At 69.6% G+C, this 21,821-nt stretch carries 17 protein-coding genes and 1 tRNA gene; 7 read left to right on the top strand and 11 right to left on the bottom strand.

What is annotated here, in order from left to right:
- Positions 1-139: 139 nt before the first annotated feature.
- The gene (locus ACGF8A_RS02050) at positions 140-1,996 is read left to right on the top strand and encodes a protein kinase (protein WP_393103240.1); all 1,857 of its coding nucleotides are present in this window, start codon (positions 140-142) and stop codon (positions 1,994-1,996) included.
- A 124-nt stretch (positions 1,997-2,120) separates the two neighbouring features.
- Here ACGF8A_RS02050 and ACGF8A_RS02045 read toward each other — a convergent pair whose 3' ends face one another.
- Both ACGF8A_RS02045 and ACGF8A_RS02040 read right to left on the bottom strand, forming a co-directional pair.
- Positions 2,121-3,548, bottom strand: coding sequence for a hypothetical protein (locus ACGF8A_RS02045; RefSeq protein WP_393103238.1), 1,428 nt, complete (start codon positions 3,546-3,548; stop codon positions 2,121-2,123).
- A gap of 180 nt (positions 3,549-3,728) precedes the next feature.
- On the bottom strand, positions 3,729-3,857 hold the full coding sequence (locus ACGF8A_RS02040; protein ID WP_003999697.1) for a DLW-39 family protein: 129 nt from the start codon (positions 3,855-3,857) through the stop codon (positions 3,729-3,731).
- Positions 3,858-4,227: 370 nt separating this feature from the next.
- Between ACGF8A_RS02040 and ACGF8A_RS02035 the strand changes: the two genes are divergently transcribed.
- Positions 4,228-4,614, top strand: a complete 387-nt coding sequence (locus ACGF8A_RS02035; protein ID WP_393103236.1) for a DUF6344 domain-containing protein — start codon at positions 4,228-4,230, stop codon at positions 4,612-4,614.
- Positions 4,615-5,287: 673 nt separating this feature from the next.
- A complete protein-coding gene (locus tag ACGF8A_RS02030) occupies positions 5,288-6,163 on the top strand; it encodes a hypothetical protein (protein ID WP_393103234.1) in 876 nt (291 codons plus the stop codon).
- 259 nt (positions 6,164-6,422) lie between these two features.
- Here the strand turns inward: ACGF8A_RS02030 and ACGF8A_RS02025 are convergent.
- The 9 genes from ACGF8A_RS02025 to dnaA form a co-directional block, all read right to left on the bottom strand.
- Positions 6,423-6,499: transfer RNA gene (locus ACGF8A_RS02025), tRNA-Ile, on the bottom strand.
- 100 nt (positions 6,500-6,599) lie between these two features.
- Positions 6,600-7,379, bottom strand: coding sequence for a DUF3566 domain-containing protein (locus ACGF8A_RS02020; RefSeq protein ID WP_393103232.1), 780 nt, complete (start codon positions 7,377-7,379; stop codon positions 6,600-6,602).
- 18 nt (positions 7,380-7,397) lie between these two features.
- Positions 7,398-9,989: a DNA gyrase subunit A gene (gene gyrA / locus ACGF8A_RS02015; protein WP_393103230.1), complete on the bottom strand. Its 2,592-nt coding sequence runs from the start codon at positions 9,987-9,989 to the stop codon at positions 7,398-7,400.
- Between the two features lie 42 nt (positions 9,990-10,031).
- Positions 10,032-12,092: a DNA topoisomerase (ATP-hydrolyzing) subunit B gene (gene gyrB / locus ACGF8A_RS02010; protein WP_393103228.1), complete on the bottom strand. Its 2,061-nt coding sequence runs from the start codon at positions 12,090-12,092 to the stop codon at positions 10,032-10,034.
- 453 nt (positions 12,093-12,545) lie between these two features.
- The gene (locus ACGF8A_RS02005; protein ID WP_393103226.1) at positions 12,546-13,076 is read right to left on the bottom strand and encodes a DUF721 domain-containing protein; all 531 of its coding nucleotides are present in this window, start codon (positions 13,074-13,076) and stop codon (positions 12,546-12,548) included.
- Complete coding sequence (recF, locus tag ACGF8A_RS02000; protein ID WP_393103224.1) at positions 13,073-14,194, bottom strand: DNA replication/repair protein RecF; 1,122 nt, start codon at positions 14,192-14,194, stop codon at positions 13,073-13,075. The genes ACGF8A_RS02005 and recF overlap by 4 nt, the downstream gene beginning before the upstream one ends.
- Positions 14,195-14,260: 66 nt before the next feature.
- A complete protein-coding gene (gnd, locus tag ACGF8A_RS01995) occupies positions 14,261-15,136 on the bottom strand; it encodes a phosphogluconate dehydrogenase (NAD(+)-dependent, decarboxylating) (protein ID WP_393103222.1) in 876 nt (291 codons plus the stop codon).
- 201 nt (positions 15,137-15,337) lie between these two features.
- The gene (dnaN, locus tag ACGF8A_RS01990; RefSeq protein ID WP_393103220.1) at positions 15,338-16,468 is read right to left on the bottom strand and encodes a DNA polymerase III subunit beta; all 1,131 of its coding nucleotides are present in this window, start codon (positions 16,466-16,468) and stop codon (positions 15,338-15,340) included.
- A gap of 857 nt (positions 16,469-17,325) precedes the next feature.
- Positions 17,326-19,221, bottom strand: coding sequence for a chromosomal replication initiator protein DnaA (gene dnaA / locus ACGF8A_RS01985; RefSeq protein ID WP_393103218.1), 1,896 nt, complete (start codon positions 19,219-19,221; stop codon positions 17,326-17,328).
- A 374-nt stretch (positions 19,222-19,595) separates the two neighbouring features.
- Between dnaA and rpmH the strand changes: the two genes are divergently transcribed.
- Genes rpmH through yidC form a run of 4 tightly spaced genes read left to right on the top strand, consistent with a single transcriptional unit; the run spans position 19,596 to position 21,808 of the window.
- Positions 19,596-19,733, top strand: a complete 138-nt coding sequence (gene rpmH, locus ACGF8A_RS01980) for a 50S ribosomal protein L34 (protein ID WP_003949374.1) — start codon at positions 19,596-19,598, stop codon at positions 19,731-19,733.
- 21 nt (positions 19,734-19,754) lie between these two features.
- Positions 19,755-20,126, top strand: a complete 372-nt coding sequence (gene rnpA / locus ACGF8A_RS01975; protein WP_393103216.1) for a ribonuclease P protein component — start codon at positions 19,755-19,757, stop codon at positions 20,124-20,126.
- Positions 20,123-20,500 (top strand): membrane protein insertion efficiency factor YidD, encoded by a 378-nt coding sequence (gene yidD, locus ACGF8A_RS01970; RefSeq protein ID WP_393103213.1) that lies wholly within the window; start codon positions 20,123-20,125, stop codon positions 20,498-20,500. The genes rnpA and yidD overlap by 4 nt, the downstream gene beginning before the upstream one ends.
- A 3-nt stretch (positions 20,501-20,503) precedes the next feature.
- A complete protein-coding gene (yidC, locus tag ACGF8A_RS01965) occupies positions 20,504-21,808 on the top strand; it encodes a membrane protein insertase YidC (protein ID WP_393103211.1) in 1,305 nt (434 codons plus the stop codon).
- Positions 21,809-21,821 lie beyond the last annotated feature (13 nt).

The following is a 21,821-nucleotide window of genomic DNA, read 5'->3' as shown; positions in this document are numbered from 1 at the left end:
ACCAGGCGGACCTGTGCCGTAGGGGGTGCGGCACACGTCCGGGAGGGGTCGTACCACGCGTCGAGGGGCAGGCAACGGGGGAGGCCCCGGGACCGACAGGGACCGACAGGGACCGAAGGGGGAGGAGCGGCGCACAGCGATGGGTGAGGTCTTCGCCGGACGGTACGAGCTGGTCGACCCGATCGGACGCGGTGGAGTAGGCGCCGTCTGGCGCGCCTGGGACCACCGACGCCGCCGTTACGTGGCCGCCAAGGTGCTGCAACAGCGCGACGCGCACTCCCTGCTGCGCTTCGTCCGGGAACAGGCGCTGCGGATCGATCACCCGCATGTACTCGCGCCGGCCAGCTGGGCCGCCGACGACGACAAGGTCCTTTTCACCATGGATCTGGTCGCCGGCGGTTCGCTGGTCCATCTCGTCGGGGACTACGGTCCCCTGCCGCCGTCCTTCGTCTGCGCCCTTCTCGACCAGCTCCTGTCGGGCCTGGCCGCGGTGCACGCGGAGGATGTCGTGCACCGTGACATCAAGCCCGCCAACGTGCTGCTGGAAGCCACCGGCACCGGGCGTCCACGGCTGCGGCTGTCCGACTTCGGAATAGCGATGCGGCTGGGCGAGCCACGCCTGACCGAGACCAACCTGGTGGTGGGAACGCCCGGATATCTCGCGCCCGAGCAGATGATGGGCGCGGAACCCGACTTTCCGGCCGACCTGTTCGCCGTGGGGCTGGTCGCGCTGTACCTGCTGGAGGGCGCCAAGCCGGACGCCAAAGCGCTCATCCAGTACTTCGCCGAGCACGGAACTCCAGGTGCCCCCACCGGCATCCCGGAACCGCTGTGGCAGGTGGTGGCCTCGCTGTTGCAGCCGGATCCGGTGGCCCGGTTCCGCACGGCCACGGGGGCGCGCAAGGCCCTTGCCGCCGCGGCCGAGCTGCTTCCCGAGCCCGGACCCGATGACGAGCAGATCGAGATCTTCGACCAACTGGGGCCGCTTCCCCCGGGGTTCGGCCCGAGTGGGCCGCTCACTCCGGGGGCCGGGGCCGGGGCCGGGGCCCGGGCGACGGGGTCGGCCGCGGGTTCTGGGGACAGGAGCGACGAGGGTCACTCCGCTGCCCTGCCGAGCGGAAGAAGCGCGAGGCCGGGCGGGGGAGCGGACGCCGGAGGAGCATCCGGCAGCGGCAGCGGCAGCGGCAGCGGCAGCGGCAGCGAGGGGAGGACACCCGAGGCACTCCGAGGATGGGGCGGCGGGGTGCGTGCCGAGGGCTCGCAGGCGGGAAGCGGTTGGCCGCAGACCGGAGGGCCGCATCCGGGGGGCAGCCACGTACCGGTGCCGCCCGAGGGGGCCCGGCGGGAAGACGCTGCGGTGCCGCCCGGCGCGCGGGACCGTCCGGAGTCCTTGGGCCCCTGGCCCGGCACGGGGCCCGTGACAGCCGGGGCCCGCCCCATGGACGTACCCCCTGCCCCCCGGCAGCAGCAGAGGGCGCCCATGCAGTCGCCCAGTATGTCCGACACCGGGAGCTTCCACCTGCCGCCGCCTCAGCCGACGGTCACCACCCGCCGGTCCCCCGCGGAACCTCAGCAGCCGCACCGCGCCACACAGCAACCCCAGCACGTGCCACAGCCCCAGCACACACCTCAGCCCCAGCACACACCACAACCCCAGCACGACCCACAGCCCCAGTACCCCCCACGACCACACCAGGCGTCCTTCGCCTCCCCCCAGCCGGACGGGCCGAAGCCGCTCCACCACCCCACCCCGGGTCCCGCCCAGGCACTCTCCCTGCCGCCGCAGCTCGCCGACGTCTCTACTGCCTCATACACCGCTCAAGACCCGCAGGTTCCGCCCTCGACGGCGCCAACGCCACGCCCGCCCGCAGGCCACCGTCGCACCGGCCGACGGGCCGCCCGCCGCCCCGGCCCACCCGCCAAGGCGGTGATCCCGCTGCTCCTGCTCGCGCTGGTCTGCTACGCCGTGGGGTTCTGGGCACTGGCACGCATCTGACGGCACCGCCCACGGGCCCTCACCAGCGAGCCCAGCCTGCCGTCCGCCACCGCAGCCCACCCGGGCATCCGGCACCCCGGGCATACGGCACCCAAAGCTTCCGGCGCCCGATGATTCCGCCGCTCTACCCGGCGACCCCGGCCCTCCGCCGCGCCACAGCCACCCACACACCGAGCCCCACGAGGATCACGCTGCCCGCGCCGATCCCACCCACGGCGACGGCCGCCATGGCCCCGTCATCCCCGCTTCCCTCCCCCGCGTCACCGGCGTGGGCCCCACCGAAACCGCCCGGTCCCCCACCCCGTACCGCGAAGACGCCCTCCGGCACGGACTCCCCCGCGTAGTCGGGCCCCGGCTGCGCGTCCCCATTCACCCCCACGCGCAGCGTCAGCCCGAACGGCCCGTCCCCGAACTCCTCCGCGACCTCGGCGGAGAGGTGCACGACGAGGTGATAGGAGCCGGCGAAGCGCATCGCGCTGACACGGCCGGTGAAGGAGTGTCGGTTCGCGTGGTCGACCGGCGGAAGCGCGGCCAGCGCGGCCGTCCGCTGCTTGCCGTCGTAGCCGACGCCCTTGTCCGCGACGAAAGCGCGCACGGGGTTGTAGAGGGAGACGTCCAGAGCGCTGCTCACATAGCCGGAACCCCCCGTCGCCGTGCCGAGTTCGGCGGTGGCGGACACCTGCTGACCCCAGTCGACCGGGACCTCGTAGAAGAGCGTCTGGCCGGGTGCGATGTCGTCGGTCCAGACGCCTTGCCTGAGGGAGGCCGCCGTGGCGAAACCGGAGCCACCCCTACGCCGCTGGGGCTCGACCGCAGGCGGTGCGGGGGTGGCCGAGTCCCAGTCCTGCGGCGCCTCGGTGGCGCCGGCCCGCGCCAGTCCCGGCTCCTGGACCGCGGTGAGCTCCAGCTCCCACTCGGCCGGCGCGGAGTCCGTCGTACCGGCTCGCTCGACGACCACGTAGTACGTGCCCGCCTCCTGGCAGCGGCTGCCGCCGGCCTCGCGTGAGCCGCCCGCCGCGATCGGATGTGGGCTGCGCGCGGCGCCGAAGGTCGTCGTCTCGGACGAGCAGGACCTGCCGTCGGCGTCCTGAACGGACACCCTGATGCCTTCGATCGCGGAGACGGTGGCGTCCGGGTCGGGTACGGCGGTGGCGGAGACGTACGCGTTCGACGTCGCGTCGAGTACGAGGCGGTAGTAGGCCTCCCCGTTGCCCGGCAGGGTGCTCCGGTACGTGCCGCCGGGCTCCAGGCGTGCGGCGTCGGTCGTACCCGTGGCGGCGCGGACGGGACGGGCGCCGTCCGCGAAGTCGAAGGACGAGGAGGCGGAAGAGGCAGAGGAGGCCGACGCAGCGGACCTGGACGAGGACGACGACGAGGACGACGACGAGGGAGAGGGGGAGGGAGAGGTGGACGAGAAGGCTGCCCCGGAGTAACCCGATGTCGTCCCGGCGGCTACCGCCACCCCCGGCGACAACCCCATCGGCCCCGCCGACCCCGCAGGCCCCACCGTCCCTTGCAGTACCAGCAGTGCCCCCGGCAGCACCACAGCCACCGCACGTCCCCTCGCCCTACCGCACCGCCCGATCACGTGCAACCCACCCCCGGGAGTTCCGGCCTCGAACCGTCCGTGCCTGGCCCATCCTGCCCCGCGGGTCCCTCGGTGAGCACCGGCATACACGCAAAACCCCGACCGCGAGGCGGCCGGGGTCTGTTCAGATTCGGTTGTCGGTACTCACGAACCCGTGGGCACGGAGTCAGTCGCCTCCGTCCACAGATCCTGCTCGGCGCGATCCGCCTGGATCTGGCGGTACACGAGGAGCCCGCCGATGGCGGCCAGTGCGACCAGGAGAAGCTTCTTCACCGCGCGACCTCGTCTTTCCTTGACGTAGGGGACCTCTGGCGCCCGACTATACACACCGGCCGATATCGATCAGTGACCTGCGTCGGGCCCCCAACTTCCCCCCGACACCACCGCCTAGAGGCGGAGCCGGGCCGGGCTGACGGCGTAGAACACCACTCCCGCCCGAGGGTGATCACTTCCTTACGCTCGGCGAGAATTGCCCTGACTTCGCCACATTATCCCCCTCTTCCAGCTTTTCGGGGCCCTTGCGTCCATCCGTGTGGTGTTCATCGGAAGATCGACGCGCCACGGGCGTCGGTCCAACACTTCGCGAACGCCATACACATCATGAGGAAAGTACGCAAATCGCCCAACCCGAAAGTGAGGGGCCATGGCCCGGAACACGGTCATGAAGCTGTGGAACGTCCTCGTCACCGCCTTCCTCGCGCTGTTCACGGCGCTCGGACTCGTCACCACCTCCGCCTCCGCGGCGGTACCCCAGCCCGAGCCGGCTCGCAAGAGCGCCGCGAGCATCACCGTGCCGACGATGTCTCCCTGGGCCTGGGCACATACCAGGTCCCTGCCCCCCACGATGAAGCAGCGCATCCGGGCCGAGGCCCACGGAAAGTCCCCGAGTTGCCGGCAGCGTCCGCTGGCAGAAACCGACCAGGCCGGCTCCGCCGACACCCCGGACACCGCCACCGCCCCGCGAGTCGACGACTGCGACACGGAGCCGCTCCTCGCCTCCGGCCCCGATTCCACACCGCTGAAGCGCTGAGGCTCCCACCGCCTCTCCTTGCCCCTTCTGCTCCCTCTGCTCCTCCCTCGCTCCTCCCGCTCCTCCCTCCCCTGCTTCTCTCACTTCTCTTCACACCTGTCGTCGCGGCGAACTTGCGTACCCCGCGTCCATGCCGAGGCCCGGCCACTCCACAGTGGCCGGGCCTTCGCACTGCCTGTCCGCCATCCCTGGCCCTCGCCCTCGCCCATACCGATGACGCACGACAGCAGGGTGTCGATGGCCCGGCCCGGCTCGGCTCGGCGAAACCCGCGGACGCGAAGAGTGCGGCGAGCCGCTCGGAGAACGTCATCAGGTTCGGCCCGAGGCAGGCGGGACCGGCCTGGCTCAAGGCGGGCCGGCCGGGCTCGCTCCGCCGGTCGGCGTCCTGACCGCCGCCCTCCTCGCGACGCTGGTCATGCGCGACCGCAAGCCCGGCGGCCCCGCCGAGCCGGCCGCGTCCCAGCACCCGGCCACGGAGCCGAAACTGGCCGCCTGAGCCGACCCGTACGAGACCGCGGCGAGCGCCTCCCCCACCCGGGGATCGCCACGCATGGGCAGGCCGCTCCAGGGCGGCTCTGGGAAAATCGGAACGACGCCCCCACGACGGCCGCTCCCACGCCGCCCCGTCATGTGGACGCTCCTACGCCGCCCCGCCACGTGGAGAGGAACGCCCGTGGACTTCGACGCTGTCGCCGACGAGCTGTACGGGTTGCGGCCTGAGCAGTTCACCGCCGCCCGTGACACCCACGCGGCAGCGGCCCGCAAGGCCGGGGACCGCGCCCTCGCCGAAAAGATCGGCAAGCTGCGCCGCCCGAGCCTGTCCGCGTGGGCCGGCAACCTCCTCGTCCGCGAGCAGCCGGACCAGGTCGAACCACTGCTACGACTCGGGGAGGGCCTGCGCCAGGCCCACCACGACCTGGACGGCGCACAGCTGCGTGAACTCATCCACCGGCAACGGGTCCTGATCAGCACCATGTCACGCCAGGCCGGCCAACTCGCCGCGCAGGCCGGACGCCCGATCACGCCGGACGCCCAACGGGAGGTCGAGAGCACCCTGCAGGCCGTCCTCGCCGACCCGGACGCGGCCCGGCAATGGGCGGCAGGCAGGCTGGTGAGGCCCCTCGACGCCGCCGTCGGCTTCCCCGCGGTCGCACAGGACGCCGTACGACGGGCTCCTGCCGTGTCCGAAGCGCCACCGCCGGCTGCCCGACGCGAGCGAGCGGCGGAAGCGTCGAGGCGTGAGCGCCTGACGAAGGCGCGTGAGGAGGCCGAGGCGGCCGAGAACGACCTGCGGGCCGCCGAGGAGGAAGCGACGCAGGCCACGCGCGACGCCGAGGACGCCAAGAAGCGGGCGAACCGGCTGAAGGAGCGCGTCAGCGAGCTGGCCGAGGAACTGGAACGGGCCGAGAAGGAGCACCGGCACGCCGTCGCGGCCGAGCGCCGGGCCAGGGAACGCGCCCGCTTCACCGACCGCCGCGTGACCGAAGCCGCACGCAGAGCCAAGGCAGCGGCGGCCCGCAGGCAACGCCTGACCGCGGAAGGCCAGTGACCAGGTCCCGCCTGCTCCGCGAGCCGACAGCGCCCCGGCTGCCGCCGATCCGGCATCCAACGGCCCGGGACGGCCCGGTGGCCAGGTCATCCTTGAGCCGGACGGCAGAAGCCAGGCTGCGTGCCGGGTGACTGCCCGGCGAGTTGGGAGGCACGTCGGGCAACATCCGGGTCGCGGGCGCCACCTACGCCACCGCCTCGACCTGGACTCGGGGGCGCATCAAAAACCCCCGGCCCAAGGGGACCGGGGGTCTTCTCGCTGGTGGGGCTAACAGGATTTGAACCTGTGGCCTCATCCTTATCAGGGATGCGCTCTAACCAACTGAGCTATAGCCCCGCCGCGCTCTGCGGGGTGTGTCCCGCGCGCTGACTCCTGAAGATTAGCGCACGACTGCGGCACTCCCAAAATCGATAGTCGCTGGACGTTTAGGGGACCGTCACTCGTCCTCCGCCAGCGTCAGCTCCACCCCGCCGACGAAGCCTGCGGAGAGGTTGTAGATGAACGCGCCGAGCGTCGCCAGCGCCGTCGCCAGGACGACGTCGATGACCGCGATGATCGCCGTGAACATCAGGACGTTGGGCAGCGACAGGAAGGCCTGCAGGTCGAAGCCGTTCGACTCGTTCGATCCGGTGGCCTCGGAGATCGTGCCGCCGACCGTGGAGAAGACGCCCATCGCGTCCATGACCATCCACAGCACCGCCGACGCCACGATCGTGCAGATGCCGAGCGCGATCGAGAGCAGGAAGCTGACCTTCATCACCGACCACGGGTCGGCCTTGGCCACCCGCAGTCGTGCCTTACGCACCCGCGGCGTGGTGCGCGCGCCGGTGCGCGGGCGGCGTACGCCGCTCCCAGGAGCGGCCTGGTAGGCCTGCGGCGGGTGGTACGGCCCGGAAGCCTGCTCCGGCTGCCGCTCACCGGGCAACGGCGAAGCCGTCTGCTGCGCGCCCGCCGTAGCGGCCGGGCCCGCTCCAGCCGCGTTCTGCTGGGCCTGCGGGCCTCGGGTGTCCGTCACAGTTCCCCCCTGGGATCCATGAGTGTCAGGCGAGTTGGAGGGTGTCTGAACGTCCTTCGCAGGCGACTTGATCGCCCGCAGCTGGGTGGTGTGCGGGTCGGTCGCAGGCGCGGCGGAGCCACGGCCGCCGCCGTCCGTCTCCGCGCCGGTCGAGGTACCGGCCGGGATACCGGTCGATCCGGCGCCCGTGGCTCCGCTCACGCTGACTCACTCCTCGTGCTACTCGGCCGGGGGCGCCTCGCCCTCGTCCGTGCCGGTGGTGACGGCACCCTCGGCGGATTCGTCGGCGGCCAGAACTCCGTCGACCTCTTCCGCCTCGCGTCCCGCCTCGGCGTTACGAGCGATACCGACCACGGCATCGCGCTTGCCCAGATTGATCAGTTGGACGCCCATGGTGTCACGGCCCGTCTCCCTGACCTCGTTGACTCGCGTGCGAATCACACCGCCGGACAGCGTGATGGCGAGGATCTCGTCGGTCTCCTCGACCACCAGCGCGCCAACGAGCGATCCACGGTCCTCGACGATCTTGGCAGCCTTGATGCCGAGGCCGCCGCGACCCTGGACGCGGTACTCGTCGACGACGGTCCGCTTTGCGTACCCGCCGTCCGTGGCAGTGAACACGAACGTACCGGGTCGAACAACATTCATCGAGAGCAGTTCGTCCCCCTCGCGGAAACTCATGCCCTTCACACCGGATGTCGCACGTCCCATCGGGCGAAGCGACTCGTCCGTCGCGGTGAACCTGATCGACTGCGCCTTCCTGCTGATCAGCAGCAGATCGTCGTCCGGCGACACGAGTTCGGCCCCGATCAGTTCGTCGTCGGAACCGTCCTCACGCTCGCGCAGATTGATCGCGATGACCCCACCCGAACGCGGCGAGTCGTAGTCCTTGAGCGAGGTCTTCTTCACCAGGCCGCCCTTGGTCGCCAGGACCAGGTAGGGCGCCGCGTCGTAGTCGCGGATCGCGAGGATCTCGGCGATCGCCTCGTCCGGCTGGAAGGCCAGCAGGTTCGCGACGTGCTGCCCGCGCGCGTCGCGGCCGGCGTCCGGCAGCTCGTACGCCTTCGCCCGGTACACACGGCCCTTGTTGGTGAAGAACAGCAGCCAGTGGTGGGTGGTCGACACGAAGAAGTGGTCGACGATGTCGTCTTCCTTCAGCTTCGCGCCGCGTACGCCCTTGCCGCCGCGCTTCTGCGCCCGGTAGTCGTCCGTCTTGGTGCGCTTGACGTAACCGCCGCGGGTGACGGTGACGACGATGTCCTCCTCGGCGATCAGGTCCTCGATGGACATGTCACCGTCGTAGGGCACCAGCATGGTCTTGCGGTCGTCGCCGTACTTCTCGACGATCGCGGCGAGCTCCTCGCTGACGATGCCGCGCTGGCGGACCGGCGAGGCGAGGATCGCGTTGTACTGGGTGATCTTCGCCTGGAGTTCGTCGTGCTCCTGGATGATCTTCTGGCGCTCCAGGGCGGCCAGTCGGCGCAGCTGCATCTCGAGGATGGCGTTGGCCTGGATCTCGTCGATCTCGAGCAGCTCCATCAGGCCGGTGCGCGCGATCTCGACCGTCTCGCTGGCCCGGATGAGGGCGATGACGTCGTCGATGGCGTCCAGGGCCTTCAGCAGGCCGCGCAGGATGTGCGCCCGCTCCTCGGCCTTGCGCAGCCGGAAGCGCGTACGGCGGACGACGACCTCGATCTGGTGCGTCACCCAGTGGCGGATGAACGCGTCCAGGGAGAGGGTGCGCGGCACGCCGTCGACGAGCGCCAGCATGTTGGCGCCGAAGTTCGTCTGCAGGTCGGTGTGCTTGTAGAGGTTGTTCAGGACGACCTTGGCGACCGCGTCCCGCTTGAGGACGATGACCAGACGCTGGCCCGTGCGGGAGCTGGTCTCGTCGCGGACGTCCGCGATGCCACCGATCTTGCCGTCCTTCACCAGGTCGGCGATCTTCTGCGCGAGGTTGTCCGGGTTCACCTGGTACGGCAGCTCGGTTACCACCAGGCACTGGCGGCCCTGGATCTCCTCGACCTCGACCACCGCGCGCATCGTGATGGAGCCGCGGCCGGTGCGGTACGCCTCCTCGATGCCCTTGCGGCCCACGACCAGGGCGCCGGTGGGGAAGTCCGGGCCCTTGATGCGCTCGATCAGCGCGTCCAGGAGCTCCTCGTGCGAGGCCTCCGGGTTCTCCAGGTACCACTGGGCGCCGGCCGCGACCTCGCGCAGGTTGTGCGGCGGGATGTTGGTCGCCATGCCGACCGCGATGCCCGCGGAGCCGTTGATCAGCAGGTTGGGGAAGCGGGCGGGCAGGACGGTCGGTTCCTGGGAGCGCCCGTCGTAGTTGTCCGTGAAGTCGACGGTCTCCTCGTCGATGTCGCGGACCATCTCCATCGACAGCGGCGCCATCTTGCACTCGGTGTAGCGCATGGCCGCGGCGGGGTCGTTGCCCGGGGAGCCGAAGTTGCCGTTGGAGTCGACGAGCGGCATGCGCATCGACCACGGCTGGGCCAGGCGGACCAGGGCGTCGTAGATGGAGCTGTCGCCGTGGGGGTGGTAGTTGCCCATGACGTCGCCGACCACACGGGCGCACTTGTAGAAGCCGCGCTCGGGGCGGTAGCCGCCGTCGTACATCGCGTACAGGACGCGGCGGTGGACGGGCTTGAGGCCGTCCCGGACGTCCGGCAGCGCGCGGGAGACGATGACGGACATCGCGTAGTCGAGGTACGAGCGCTGCATCTCCGTCTCGAGCCCGACGGGCTCGACGCGGAGGGTCTGGCCCTCGTCCTCGGGCGTGACAGGAGTGTTCTCGTCGGCCATAGCTGGTGAAGATCCTTCCTGGTGCGGTCAGCTGGGACCGACTCAGATGTCGAGGAAGCGGACGTCCTTGGCGTTGCGCTGGATGAACTGGCGGCGGGCCTCGACGTCCTCGCCCATCAGGACCGAGAACAGCTCGTCGGCCTGCGCGGCGTCGTCGAGGGTGACCTGGCCGAGGACGCGGTGCTCCTGGTCCATCGTGGTGATGCGCAGCTCCTCGGCGTTCATCTCACCGAGACCCTTGAAGCGCTGGATCGAGTCCTCCCGGATCCGCTTGCCGCGCTGCCGGCCCATCTCGATCAGCGCGTCACGCTCGCGGTCGGAGTACGCGTAGTCGACGTCCTCCCGGCCCCACTTGATCTTGTATAGCGGGGGACGTGACAGGAACACGTGTCCCGCCTCGACCAGCGGCCGCATGAAGCGGAACAGGAAGGTCAGCAGCAGGGTGTTGATGTGCTGGCCGTCTACGTCGGCGTCCGCCATCAGGATGATCTTGTGATAGCGGAGCCTCTCGATGTCGAAGTCCTCGTGCACACCCGTGCCGAAGGCGGAGATCAGTGCCTGGATCTCCTGGTTCTGCAGGATCTTGTCGATCCGCGCCTTCTCGACGTTGAGGATCTTGCCGCGGATCGGGAGGATCGCCTGGTACTCCGGATTACGGCCGGACTTGGCCGAGCCGCCGGCGGAGTCACCCTCGACGATGAAGATCTCGCACTTGATCGGGTCGTTCGACTGGCAGTCGGACAGCTTGCCCGGCAGCGACGCGCTCTCCAGCAGGCCCTTGCGGCGGGTCAGGTCACGTGCCTTGCGGGCCGCCACGCGCGCGGTGGCCGCCTGGATGCCCTTGCGGACGATGTCCGCGGCCTCGTTGGGGTTGCGGTCGAGCCAGTCGTTGAGGTGCTCGTAGACGACCTTCTGCACGAAGGTCTTCGCCTCCGTGTTGCCGAGCTTGGTCTTGGTCTGACCCTCGAACTGGGGTTCGCTCAGCTTGACCGAGATGATCGCCGTCAGACCCTCGCGAATGTCGTCACCCGTGAGGTTGTCGTCCTTCTCGCGCAGCAGCTTCTTGTCGCGCGCGTACTTGTTGATCAGCGAGGTCAGCGCGGCGCGGAAGCCCTCCTCGTGGGTACCGCCCTCGTGCGTGTGGATGATGTTCGCGAACGAGTAGACACCCTCGGTGTAGCCGCTGTTCCACTGCATCGCGACCTCGAGGGACAGGTTCTTCTCCTTGTCCTCCGCCTGCAGGTCGATGACCGACGGGTGCACCACGTCTCCCTTGCGGGAGTTGAGGTACGTCACGAAGTCGACGATGCCGCCCTCGTAGTGGTACGAGACGGTCTTGGGCTCCTGCTTCTCGTCCGCGCCCGCCTCGTCCGCGCCCGCCGTGGCCTTGGCCGACTCGCGCTCGTCGGTGAGCTTGATCGTCAGGCCCTTGTTGAGGAACGCCATCTCCTGGAAGCGCCGCGAGAGCGTCTCGAAGGAGTAGTCCGTGGTCTCGAAGATGTCGTTGTCGGCCCAGAAGGTGACCGAGGTACCGGTCTCCTCGGTGGCCTCGTGCTGGGCGAGGGGGGCCGTGGGGACGCCCATCTTGTAGTCCTGCGTCCAGCGGTGGCCGTCGGTCCGCACCTCGACGGCGACCCTGGAGGACAGGGCGTTCACGACGGAGACGCCCACGCCGTGCAGACCACCGGAGACCGCGTAGCCGCCGCCGCCGAACTTGCCGCCCGCGTGCAGCACGGTCAGCACGACCTCGAGAGCCGGCTTGTTCTCGGACGGGACGATGCCCACCGGGATGCCTCGGCCGTTGTCGACGACCCGGACCCCGCCGTCGGGCAGGATCGTGACGTCGATGGTGTCCGCGTGCCCGGCCAGCGCCTCGTCGACGGAGTTGTCGACGACCTCGTACACGAGGTGGTGCAGTCCTCGCTCACCGGTCGAGCCGATGTACATGCCCGGTCGCTTGCGGACCGCGTCCAGACCCTCGAGGACGGTGATGGCGCTGGCGTCGTACGAGGCCGTGACCTCGCCGCTCGATGCGGAGGCCGCGGCGGTCACGCCGGCGCCGGTGGACGGAATGTTCTCGTTGGGGTTGCCGGAATCGGCCACGAAGCGCCCTTTCTGGCACAGCACGAGCCGGGCTCGTCGGCGGGTTGCCGGAGCGGCTGCGGCATGTTGCGTTGGTAAGCCTTGTTCAGCGTTGCTCAGCGTTGCTCAGCTTTTCCCGGACGGTCCCCACGATCGGGGCGGGATTGCCTCCCAGTCTACCGGTAGCGCCGACAGTGATGGGGGTTTGCCGGTACCTGAGTCCGCATGTGCCGCCCTGAACCATCATCGCCCGGGTACCGATATGCGGAAGGGGGCTCCAAGAGGCTCACAGAGGCACTCAGCGCTTCCGGGCGTCAACCCTTCGCTACTCCGGCGTCAGGTCAGTATTCGCAACCGCGTCCGGTAGTACGACGATCAGTGCGCGCCTGTGGAGAACCCCCGTCACCGGACCCTGCCGACGTGGCCTGGGTCACTCACAAAACGTGATGCAGTTCACGCCGGGAAGGGCGTCACTCAGCCGTAGGTGTCGCCGGGTCCGGTGCTTCCCGGGGCACGCAAGGGGCCGTAGCGGCGCGTGGGACCGCTGGGACCCTGCACCTTGATCGCCTTTACCGCTCCGTGGCCGAGGTCCTCGTTGAGCCGGGCGACGAGCGTGGGGGCGAGCAGCCGCAGATTGGTGGCCCATGCGGTCGAGTCGCACCGCACGACGAGCACGCGCTCGTCCTCGTCGTACCTCTCCGGGACGCAGTGCTTGGCCACGTCGTCGCCGACGATCTGCGGCCAGCGGCCCATCACACCGCCCACCGCGGCCGGGGCCTCCCAGCCGCGCTCGCTGATCAGCCGGTTGATCGCGGAGCCGAGCGCCATGGGATCGCGTCCGTCGGCGCGCGCGCCGGAGCGCAGGCCGCCGCGGCGCGCCTGCTTCTTCTGCTGCACCGCGTCCCCACGCGCGCGTGCGGCCTCCTTCGCCGCCCGCAGCGCCACACGCGCGAGGTCGACGCCGGAGGGTTCGGGGTTCTTCGGGGCAGGTCCCTGCGCCGTCATACGCGTTCCACCGCCCCGTCGGCCACGGTGTACCGCGCCCCCGCCAGCACATGCGGTACGTCGTCGTCGACCGCGGCCGTCACCAGCACCTGCTCGCCGGGCGCGACGAGCTCGGCCAGCCGCTCACGGCGGCGCGTGTCGAGCTCGGCGAAGACGTCGTCCAGGATCAGCACGGGCTCGTTGCCCTCGGCGCGCAGCAGGTCGTAGGAGGCGAGGCGCAGCGCCAGCGCGTAGGACCAGGACTCGCCGTGCGAGGCGTAGCCCTTGGCGGGCATCTCACCGAGCTTGAGGCTCAGATCGTCCCGGTGCGGGCCCACCAGGGTGACGCCCCGCTCGATCTCCTGCTTGCGGGCGTCCGCGAGCGTGGCCATGAGCTGCTCGAAGAGCGCCTCGCGCGTGTGGGCGTCACCCGGGGACGACGGCTTGTACTCCAGGGCGACCGGACCGCCGCCGGGGGCCAGCTGCTCGTACGCCTTGTCGGCGAGCGGCTGGAGCGCGGAGACCAGTTCGAGGCGCTGGGCGAGCAGTTCGGCACCCGCGCGCGCGAGATGCTGGTCCCAGACGTCGAGCGTGGACAGATCGATGGAACGACCGCCGTGCCGCCGGGCCAGCGCGGCCGACTTCAGCAGGGTGTTGCGCTGCTTGAGGACCCGGTCGTAGTCGGAGCGCACACCGGCCATGCGCGGGGAGCGGGCGGTGACCAGCTCGTCCAGGAAGCGGCGCCGCTCGCCGGGATCGCCCTTGACCAGGGCGAGGTCCTCGGGCGCGAACAGCACGGTGCGGACGATGCCGAGTACGTCACGCGGCCTGACCTGCGAAGATCTGTTGATGCGGGCGCGGTTGGCCTTGCCCGGGTTCAGCTCCAGCTCGACCAGCTGCTGCCGGTCGCCCTGCCGGACCTGGGCGCGGATGACCGCGCGGTCGGCGCCCAGGCGGACCAGGGGGGCGTCGGAGGAGACGCGATGGCTGCCGAGGGCGGCGAGGTAGCCGACCGCCTCGACGAGGTTGGTCTTGCCCTGGCCGTTGGGGCCGACGAAGGCGGTGACGCCCGGGTCGAGCGGGACTTCGACCCGGGCGTACGAGCGGAAGTCGGCGAGCGACAGATGCGTGACGTGCATGGTGGTGCGCCGACCTCCCCCAGCGTCCTGTAATGCTGGCTACTTCTTGTGCGACTTCCTGTGGGTCTACTTCTTCTCGACCGCGTGGCCACCGAACTGGTTCCGCAGCGCCGCGATCATCTTCATCTGCGGCGAGTCCTCCTGGCGTGAGGCGAACCGCGCGAAGAGGGAGGCCGTGATCGCGGGCAGCGGCACGGCGTTGTCGATGGCGGCTTCCACAGTCCAGCGGCCCTCGCCGGAGTCCTGTGCATAACCGCGCAGCCTGTCCAGGTGCTCGTCCTCGTCGAGGGCGTTGACGGCGAGGTCCAGCAGCCAGGAGCGGATGACGGTGCCCTCCTGCCAGGACCGGAAGACCTCCCGCACGTCGGTCACGGAGTCGACCTTCTCCAGGAGCTCCCAGCCCTCGGCGTAGGCCTGCATCATGGCGTACTCGATGCCGTTGTGGACCATCTTCGCGAAGTGGCCCGCGCCGACCTTGCCGGCGTGTACGGAGCCGAAGTCGCCCTCGGGCTTGAGCGCGTCGAAGACCGGCTGCACCCTGGCGACGTCCGCCGCCTCGCCGCCGTACATCAGCGCGTAGCCGTTCTCCAGACCCCAGACGCCGCCGGAGACACCGCAGTCGAGGAAGCCGATGCCCTTGGCGGCCAGCTCCGCGGCGTGCTTCTCGTCGTCCGTCCAGCGGGAGTTGCCGCCGTCCACGACGACGTCCCCGGGCTCCAGGAGCTCGGCCAGCTGGTCGATGGTCGACTGGGTGGCGGCACCGGCCGGGACCATCACCCACACCACGCGCGGGCCGCTGAGCTTGCCCACAAGCCCTTCCAGGCTGTGGACATCGGCGAGGTCCGGGTTGCGGTCGTATCCGACGACGGTGTGGCCCGCGCGGCGGATCCGCTCGCGCATGTTGCCGCCCATCTTGCCGAGGCCGACGAGACCGAGCTCCATCAGTTGTGTTCCTTAGGTTGCGACAGGTGTGGCGAAGTGGCGTCGGGCACTTTCGTACCCGTGTCCGAGCCTAGACCCGGACGGTCGCGCACATCTGTGGGCATACGCGCTCACGCGTACCGCCCCACCTGCGGCTTCGCCTCCGGTGATGCACAGGACCGCGAAGGCTGTGGATCACCGGTCCGCCCGGCCCGGACGACGTCAGCCGCTGAGTCGCACCGGCATGATCAGGTACTTGTACGCCTCGTCCGCCTCGGCGTCCAGCGCCGGCTTGCCGCTGAGCAGCGCGGGCTTGGTGGAGGTCGTGAACGACAGCTGGGCCACCGGGGAGTCGATGGCGCTCAGGCCGTCCAGCAGGAACGTCGGGTTGAAGGCGATCGAGATGTCGTCGCCCTCCAGCTGGGCGTCGACCCTTTCCACAGCCTGTGCGTCGTCGCTGGAACCGGCCTCCAGGATCAACACGCCCTGCTCGAAGCTCAGCCGCACCGGCGTGTTCCGCTCGGCGACCAGGGCCACACGCTTGACGGCCTCCACGAACGGGGCGGTCTCGATAACGGCGACGCTGTTGAACTCCGTCGGGAAGAGCGTGCGGTACTTCGGGAGGTCGCCCTCCAGCAGGCGGGTCGTCGTACGCCGCCCTGCGCCCTCGAAACCGATCAGGCCCTCACCCGCACCGGAGCCGGACAGCGCCAGCGTGACGCTGTCGCCGCTGGTCAGAGCCTTGGCGGTGTCCAGGAGCGTCTTGGCGGGCACCAGGGCGACCGCCGAGGCCTCCGGGTTCTCCGGCTTCCACAGGAACTCGCGGACCGCGAAGCGGTAGCGGTCGGTGGAGGCCAGGGTCACCTTGTCGCCCTCGATCTCGATGCGCACACCGGTCAGCACGGGCAGCGTGTCGTCCCGGCCGGCGGCGATGGCGACCTGGGCGGCCGCGGCGGCGAAGACCTCGCCGGGGACCGTGCCCGTCGCGTTCGGCATCTGCGGGAGCGCCGGGTACTCCTCCACAGGCAGGGTGTGGAGTGTGAACCGCGAGGAGCCGCACACCACCGTCGCCCGTACACCGTCTGTGGAAATCTCCACCGGCCGGTTGGGGAGAGCGCGGGAGATGTCGGCGAGCAGCCGGCCGGAGACGAGGACCGTCCCGTCCTCCTCGACCTCGGCCTCCACCGACACGCGAGCGGAGACCTCGTAGTCGAAGCTGGACAGGCTCAGCTGGCCGTCCTCGGCCTTCAGCAGCAGGCCGGCGAGGACAGGCGCCGGCGGCCGGGCCGGGAGGCTGCGCGCCGCCCAGGCCACGGCCTCCGCGAGTACGTCGCGTTCCACCCGGATCTTCACTGTTGCCGCCTCCTGCTGTTGCCGGCGCTTCTCGCCCTGCCTGGCTTCGTCGTCTGTCTCGGTGTCGTCGGACCCTGGGGAGGGAAGGACACCGGGACCAGTCTGACGCACCGCACTGACAGTAGGTGCCTCTCGGGGTCAAGTCGTGACGAGGGGCAGCCGGGCGCCGAGGGGCGAGTTGTGCACAGGACCCCCTTCGAAGCGAATTCCCCGCTCTCTCTGGTCGGGAGTAGTAGTAGGGGCTGTGGATACCGTGGATAACTGCGTTTGCGCAGCTCAGAGCTGAGATTTTGTCCACGGGCCCTGTGGGCGGCGGCGGTGGACAACCGGGCCTGTCTGTGGAGAAAAGAAAGTTCTGCACACCCCGTGCACAGGCCGGGGCGACTTCTCCCCAGCGCCGTCCCCAGCTTTACCCACCTTTCCCACAGCCCAACCTGGCACCTTTGTGTGACGCCTTTCACTCGCCCCGGTGATCAGGCGCGTCGGGTTGCCGAACAGTGGACAGCGCTGTGGAGAAGCTGGGGATCACTGGGGACAACCGCCCCCAGCCTGTGGGTTGCCCGTGGACAACTTCGTGCACAGCTTGTGGACGCGCCCGCTGTCCACAGTCTGTGGAGATCGTTCGTCCACCAATCCACAAGCAGTTGACCTGGTCTGATGGTCTTTCAACAGGCGTGGCTGTGGACACGATCTGGACAACTTCCCAGTCCCCAGCATGTGGACGGGAGAAACTCACCGAATCTGTGGAGAGTGGCCGTAACCCGGTGGCTATTCGAACAGCGGGTTACCACGGAACGACGAAGGGCGCCCCGGGGAACTTGTCCCGGGGCGCCCTCGGCGGCGGGCGACGGCCGCTGTCAGCCGTTCTTGATGCGGTTCGTCAGCTCGGTCACCTGGTTGTAGATGGAGCGCCGCTCGGCCATCAGATTGCGGATCTTGCGGTCCGCGTGCATCACCGTCGTGTGGTCGCGGCCGCCGAACAGCGCCCCGATCTTCGGCAGCGACAGGTCCGTCAGCTCCCGGCACAGGTACATGGCGATCTGGCGGGCCGTGACGAGCTGGCGGCCCCGGGAGCTGCCGCACAGGTCCTCGACCGTCAGGCCGAAGTAGTCGGCGGTGGCGCTCATGATGGCCGTCGAGGTGATCTCCGGGGTGGAGTCCTCACCGCCGGGGATCAGGTCCTTCAGGACGATCTCCGTCAGGCCCAGGTCCACCGGCTGCCGGTTGAGCGAGGCGAACGCCGTCACCCTGATCAGCGCGCCCTCCAGCTCACGGATGTTCCGCGAGATCCGCGAGGCGATGAACTCCAGCACCTCCGGTGGGGCGTTGAGCTGCTCCTGCACCGCCTTCTTGCGAAGAATCGCGATCCGGGTCTCCAGCTCCGGCGGCTGGACGTCCGTGATCAGTCCCCACTCGAAACGGTTCCGCAACCGGTCCTCCAGCGTCACCAGCTGCTTCGGCGGCCGGTCGCTGGACAGCACGATCTGCTTGTTCGCGTTGTGGAGGGTGTTGAAGGTGTGGAAGAACTCCTCCTGGGTCGACTCCTTGTCCGCCAGGAACTGGATGTCGTCGACCAGCAGGATGTCCATCTCGCGGTACCGCTTGCGGAAGCTGTCGCCCTTGCCGTCGCGGATGGAGTTGATGAACTCGTTGGTGAACTCCTCCGAGCTCACGTAACGCACGCGCGTGCCCGGGTACAGGCTCCGCGCGTAGTGCCCGATCGCGTGCAGCAGGTGCGTCTTGCCGAGGCCCGACTCCCCGTAGATGAAGAGGGGGTTGTAGGCCTTCGCCGGAGCCTCCGCGACGGCCACGGCGGCCGCGTGCGCGAAGCGGTTCGAGGCGCCGATGACGAACGTGTCGAAGAGGTACTTCGGGTTCAGCCGTGCGGTCGGCTCCCCGGGACCGGTCGCCGGCGCGGGCTGCGCGGCGAGCGGACCGGGGGCGCCGCTGGACACCGGCAGCGCGGCGCCGACCGGGCCACGGTGCACCTGCCCGCCGCCCATCGGCTGCTCGGGCAGTTCCCGGCGGGCGTCGCGCTGGTCGTAGTCGCCGCGTGACGGCTCGTACTCCGAGCGCTGCTGCTCGTACGGCCGCTCCCGGCCCTGCGGGCGGTAGTCCTGGGCGGGCGGCCCGTAGGAGTCGCGCAACGGGGCGCCGTACGTGTCCTGTGAGCCGTAGGAGTCCTGTGAGTCGTACGGCTCGCGCGACGGCGTCGCGTACGGATCGCGCTCGGGAAAGCCGAGGCGTTGCTGCTGCCAGCTGTACTCGTCCTGGGACGGCCGCGGCCAGGCGCCCGGCTCGGGGCGCTGGTACTCCGAGGGATAGGCGGGGCGCGGGCTGGGTAGCTGGTCGCCGGGTGAGCCCGGGAGCTGCTCGGCGCGGTGCCGGCCGTACCCCTCGTACTGCCCGGAGGATGGGAGCTCGGGCTCCTCGTAGCGCTGCTGGGGCGGGACCGGGGGCGCCGGCGGAGGCTCGCCCGCGGAGTCGTCGACGGTGATCGCGATCCGGATCGGGCGGCCGCACTCCCGGCTCAGCGTCTCGCTCACGATCGGTGCGAGGCGCCCTTCCAGGACACCCTTCGCAAACTCGTTCGGTACGGCGAGCAGTGCGGTGTCGGCGACCAGCGCGAGCGGCTGGCAGCGCCGGATCCAGTGTTCGTCCTTGGTCTCGACGCCCTGTCCACGGCCCTCACCCAGAAGTTGCTCGAGTACTCGTGGCCACACTGCGGCAAGATCGGCAGGTACGTCAGCCACAGGGCACGCTCTCTCACGGGTCCCACGAACGTGTGGTCGTGGGACGGGTCGGGATGTAAATCGGGTCGGGCGGGGATAAGGGAACGAATCGGAGTCCAGCCACGGTAGTCAGCGCGACGGGTACGGTTCAAGTTGTTGTCCCCAGGCTGTGGACAGTGTCTCCCCATGGCCCTTGGTTTGACCGGATGGCGTAGCCGCGCGTACCGTAACCAGGTCGAGTTGTCGATGGCTGCTGCCGCCTGCCTCCGATGGGCACAGATCGCGTCAAGGTGATCGGAAAGCGGTGCACTCGGGCGTAACGCGAGCTACTCGTGGGCGCACGGTGACAGCCAGGACGGCACCCCGCAAACCCCGATTTCTTCTGGAGCCCCCGAGTGAGCAAGCGCACCTTCCAGCCGAACAACCGTCGTCGCGCCAAGACCCACGGCTTCCGGCTGCGTATGCGCACCCGTGCCGGCCGCGCGATTCTCGCGTCCCGCCGTGGCAAGGGTCGCGCCCGCCTGTCCGCCTGATTCCGATCAGGTCATGACGTCGTGCTGCCCACCGAGAACCGGCTGAGGCGGCGCGAGGACTTCGCGACCGCGGTACGACGAGGACGCCGGGCCGGACGCCCACTCCTCGTCGTCCACCTTCGTAGCGGTGCCACGGACCCGCACGCGCCTGGGGAGAGCGCTCCCCGGACACGTGCGGGTTTCGTCGTGAGCAAGGCTGTGGGCGGCGCGGTCGTACGCAACACAGTGAAGCGCAGACTGCGCCATCTGATGCGTGACCGGGTCGACCTGCTGCCCCCCGGTAGCCTGGTAGTCGTACGAGCGCTGCCCGGTGCGGGTGACGCCGACCATGCACAGCTGGCCCGAGACCTGGACGCCGCCCTGCAGCGGCTACTGGGAGGGGGCGCGCGATGAAGTACCCGCTGCTGGCGCTGATCAAGCTGTACCAGTGGACCGTCAGCCCGCTGCTCGGGCCGGTGTGCAAGTACTACCCGTCGTGTTCCCACTACGGCTACACGGCCATCGACCGGCACGGTGCCCTCAAGGGCACCGCACTCACGGCCTGGCGCATCCTGCGCTGCAATCCGTGGTCGCTGGGCGGTGTGGACCATGTCCCGCCGCGCAAGCGTCCGCGGTGGCACGAGATGCTGCGCAACACATGGCGCGCACGCAAGGGCGGGCCCTCCGCCGCCGAAACGGCCACCGAAGCGAACGGACCCTCGAGTGCATCGATCGACGTTCCTCCGAGCCCGGCCGCAGAGACCTCGTCCCATGCCCAAGGAGCATGATTAGTGGACACGATTGCCAGCCTCTTCAGCTTCATCACCACACCCGTTTCGTGGGTCATCGTCCAGTTCCATTCGCTGTACGGTGCGATCTTCGGCCCTGACACGGGCTGGGCCTGGGGCCTGTCCATCGTGTCGCTGGTGATCCTGATCCGCATCTGCCTGATCCCGCTCTTCGTGAAGCAGATCAAGGCGACCCGGGCCATGCAGACGCTCCAGCCCGAGATGAAGAAGATCCAGGAGCGCTACAAGAACGACAAGCAGCGTCAGTCCGAAGAGATGATGAAGCTGTACAAGGAGACGGGCACCAACCCGCTCTCCTCGTGCCTTCCCATCCTCGCGCAGTCGCCGTTCTTCTTCGCCCTGTACCACGTGCTGAACAGCATCGCGTCGAACGACACCGTCGGCGTGATCAACACCCGGCTGCTGGAGAGCGCGCAGAAGGCGCACATCTTCGGTGCCCCGCTCGCCGCGAAGTTCACCGACAACGCGGACAAGGTCGAGGCGCTCGGCTCCTCGATCCTCGACGTCCGGATCGTCACGGCGATCATGATCGTCCTGATGTCGCTGTCGCAGTTCTACACGCAGCGTCAGCTGATGACGAAGAACGTCGACACCTCGGTGAAGACCCCGTTCATGCAGCAGCAGAAGATGCTGATGTACGTCTTCCCGGTCATCTTCGCCGTCTTCGGCATCAACTTCCCGGTCGGTGTCCTCGTCTACTGGCTGACCACCAACGTGTGGACCATGGGCCAGCAGATGTACGTCATCCACAACAACCCGACCCCGGGTTCCAAGGCCCAGGCCTCCTACCTGGACCGGCTGTACAAGCACGTCACGCACCACGGCAAGACCCGTAGCCGGCGCGAGCGTGCCATCGTCAAGGCCATCGTGGCAAAGGGCCGGGACCGCAACGACTACGAGCGCAAGTTCATCAACGGTCTGAGCAAGGCGGGCCTCGCGGCCCAGCCCGACGGCAATGTCGTGAAGAGCGAGGGCGCCGTGGCCACGGTCACCGAGGACGGTACGCCGACCACCGCCGCCGCTCCGAAGCGTCAGCAGCCGAAGCGGCAGCCGAAGTCCAAGCGTCAGACCACCGGCGGCCCCAAGCCCGCGGGCGGGGCCGGGACGACCGATGCCGGGAACACCTCCGCGCCGTCGACCTCGCTGAGCAAGTCCGACCAGCCGCAGGACGCCGCGGCGGAATCGGCCGGCAAGGCGGCGCCGAAGTCCGGTGGCGGGGGCCGCAGCCGGGCCCAGTCCGGCCAGCGCAAGGGGCCGCAGCGGCCCAAGTCCTCGTCCAAGAAGTAAGAAGGAGTCCATC

It is taken from the genome of Streptomyces sp. NPDC047706 (assembly GCF_043204795.1).
Taxonomy (GTDB): Bacteria; Actinomycetota; Actinomycetes; order Streptomycetales; family Streptomycetaceae; genus Streptomyces.
The sequence above is the reverse complement of the archived record's forward strand: the minus strand, read 5'-3'. Positions and strand labels throughout refer to the sequence as shown.

Excerpts from the sequence above, each read along its gene's own strand:
- ACGF8A_RS02050 (WP_393103240.1), top strand. The coding sequence starts at position 140 with ATGGGTGAGGTCTTCGCCGGACGGTACGAGCTGGTCGACCCGATCGGA.
- ACGF8A_RS02035 (WP_393103236.1), top strand. The coding sequence starts at position 4,228 with ATGGCCCGGAACACGGTCATGAAGCTGTGGAACGTCCTCGTCACCGCC.
- gyrA (WP_393103230.1), bottom strand. The coding sequence starts at position 9,989 with ATGGCCGACGAGAACACTCCTGTCACGCCCGAGGACGAGGGCCAGACC.
- ACGF8A_RS02005 (WP_393103226.1), bottom strand. The coding sequence starts at position 13,076 with ATGACGGCGCAGGGACCTGCCCCGAAGAACCCCGAACCCTCCGGCGTC.
- recF (WP_393103224.1), bottom strand. The coding sequence starts at position 14,194 with ATGCACGTCACGCATCTGTCGCTCGCCGACTTCCGCTCGTACGCCCGG.
- gnd (WP_393103222.1), bottom strand. The coding sequence starts at position 15,136 with ATGGAGCTCGGTCTCGTCGGCCTCGGCAAGATGGGCGGCAACATGCGC.
- yidD (WP_393103213.1), top strand. The coding sequence starts at position 20,123 with ATGAAGTACCCGCTGCTGGCGCTGATCAAGCTGTACCAGTGGACCGTC.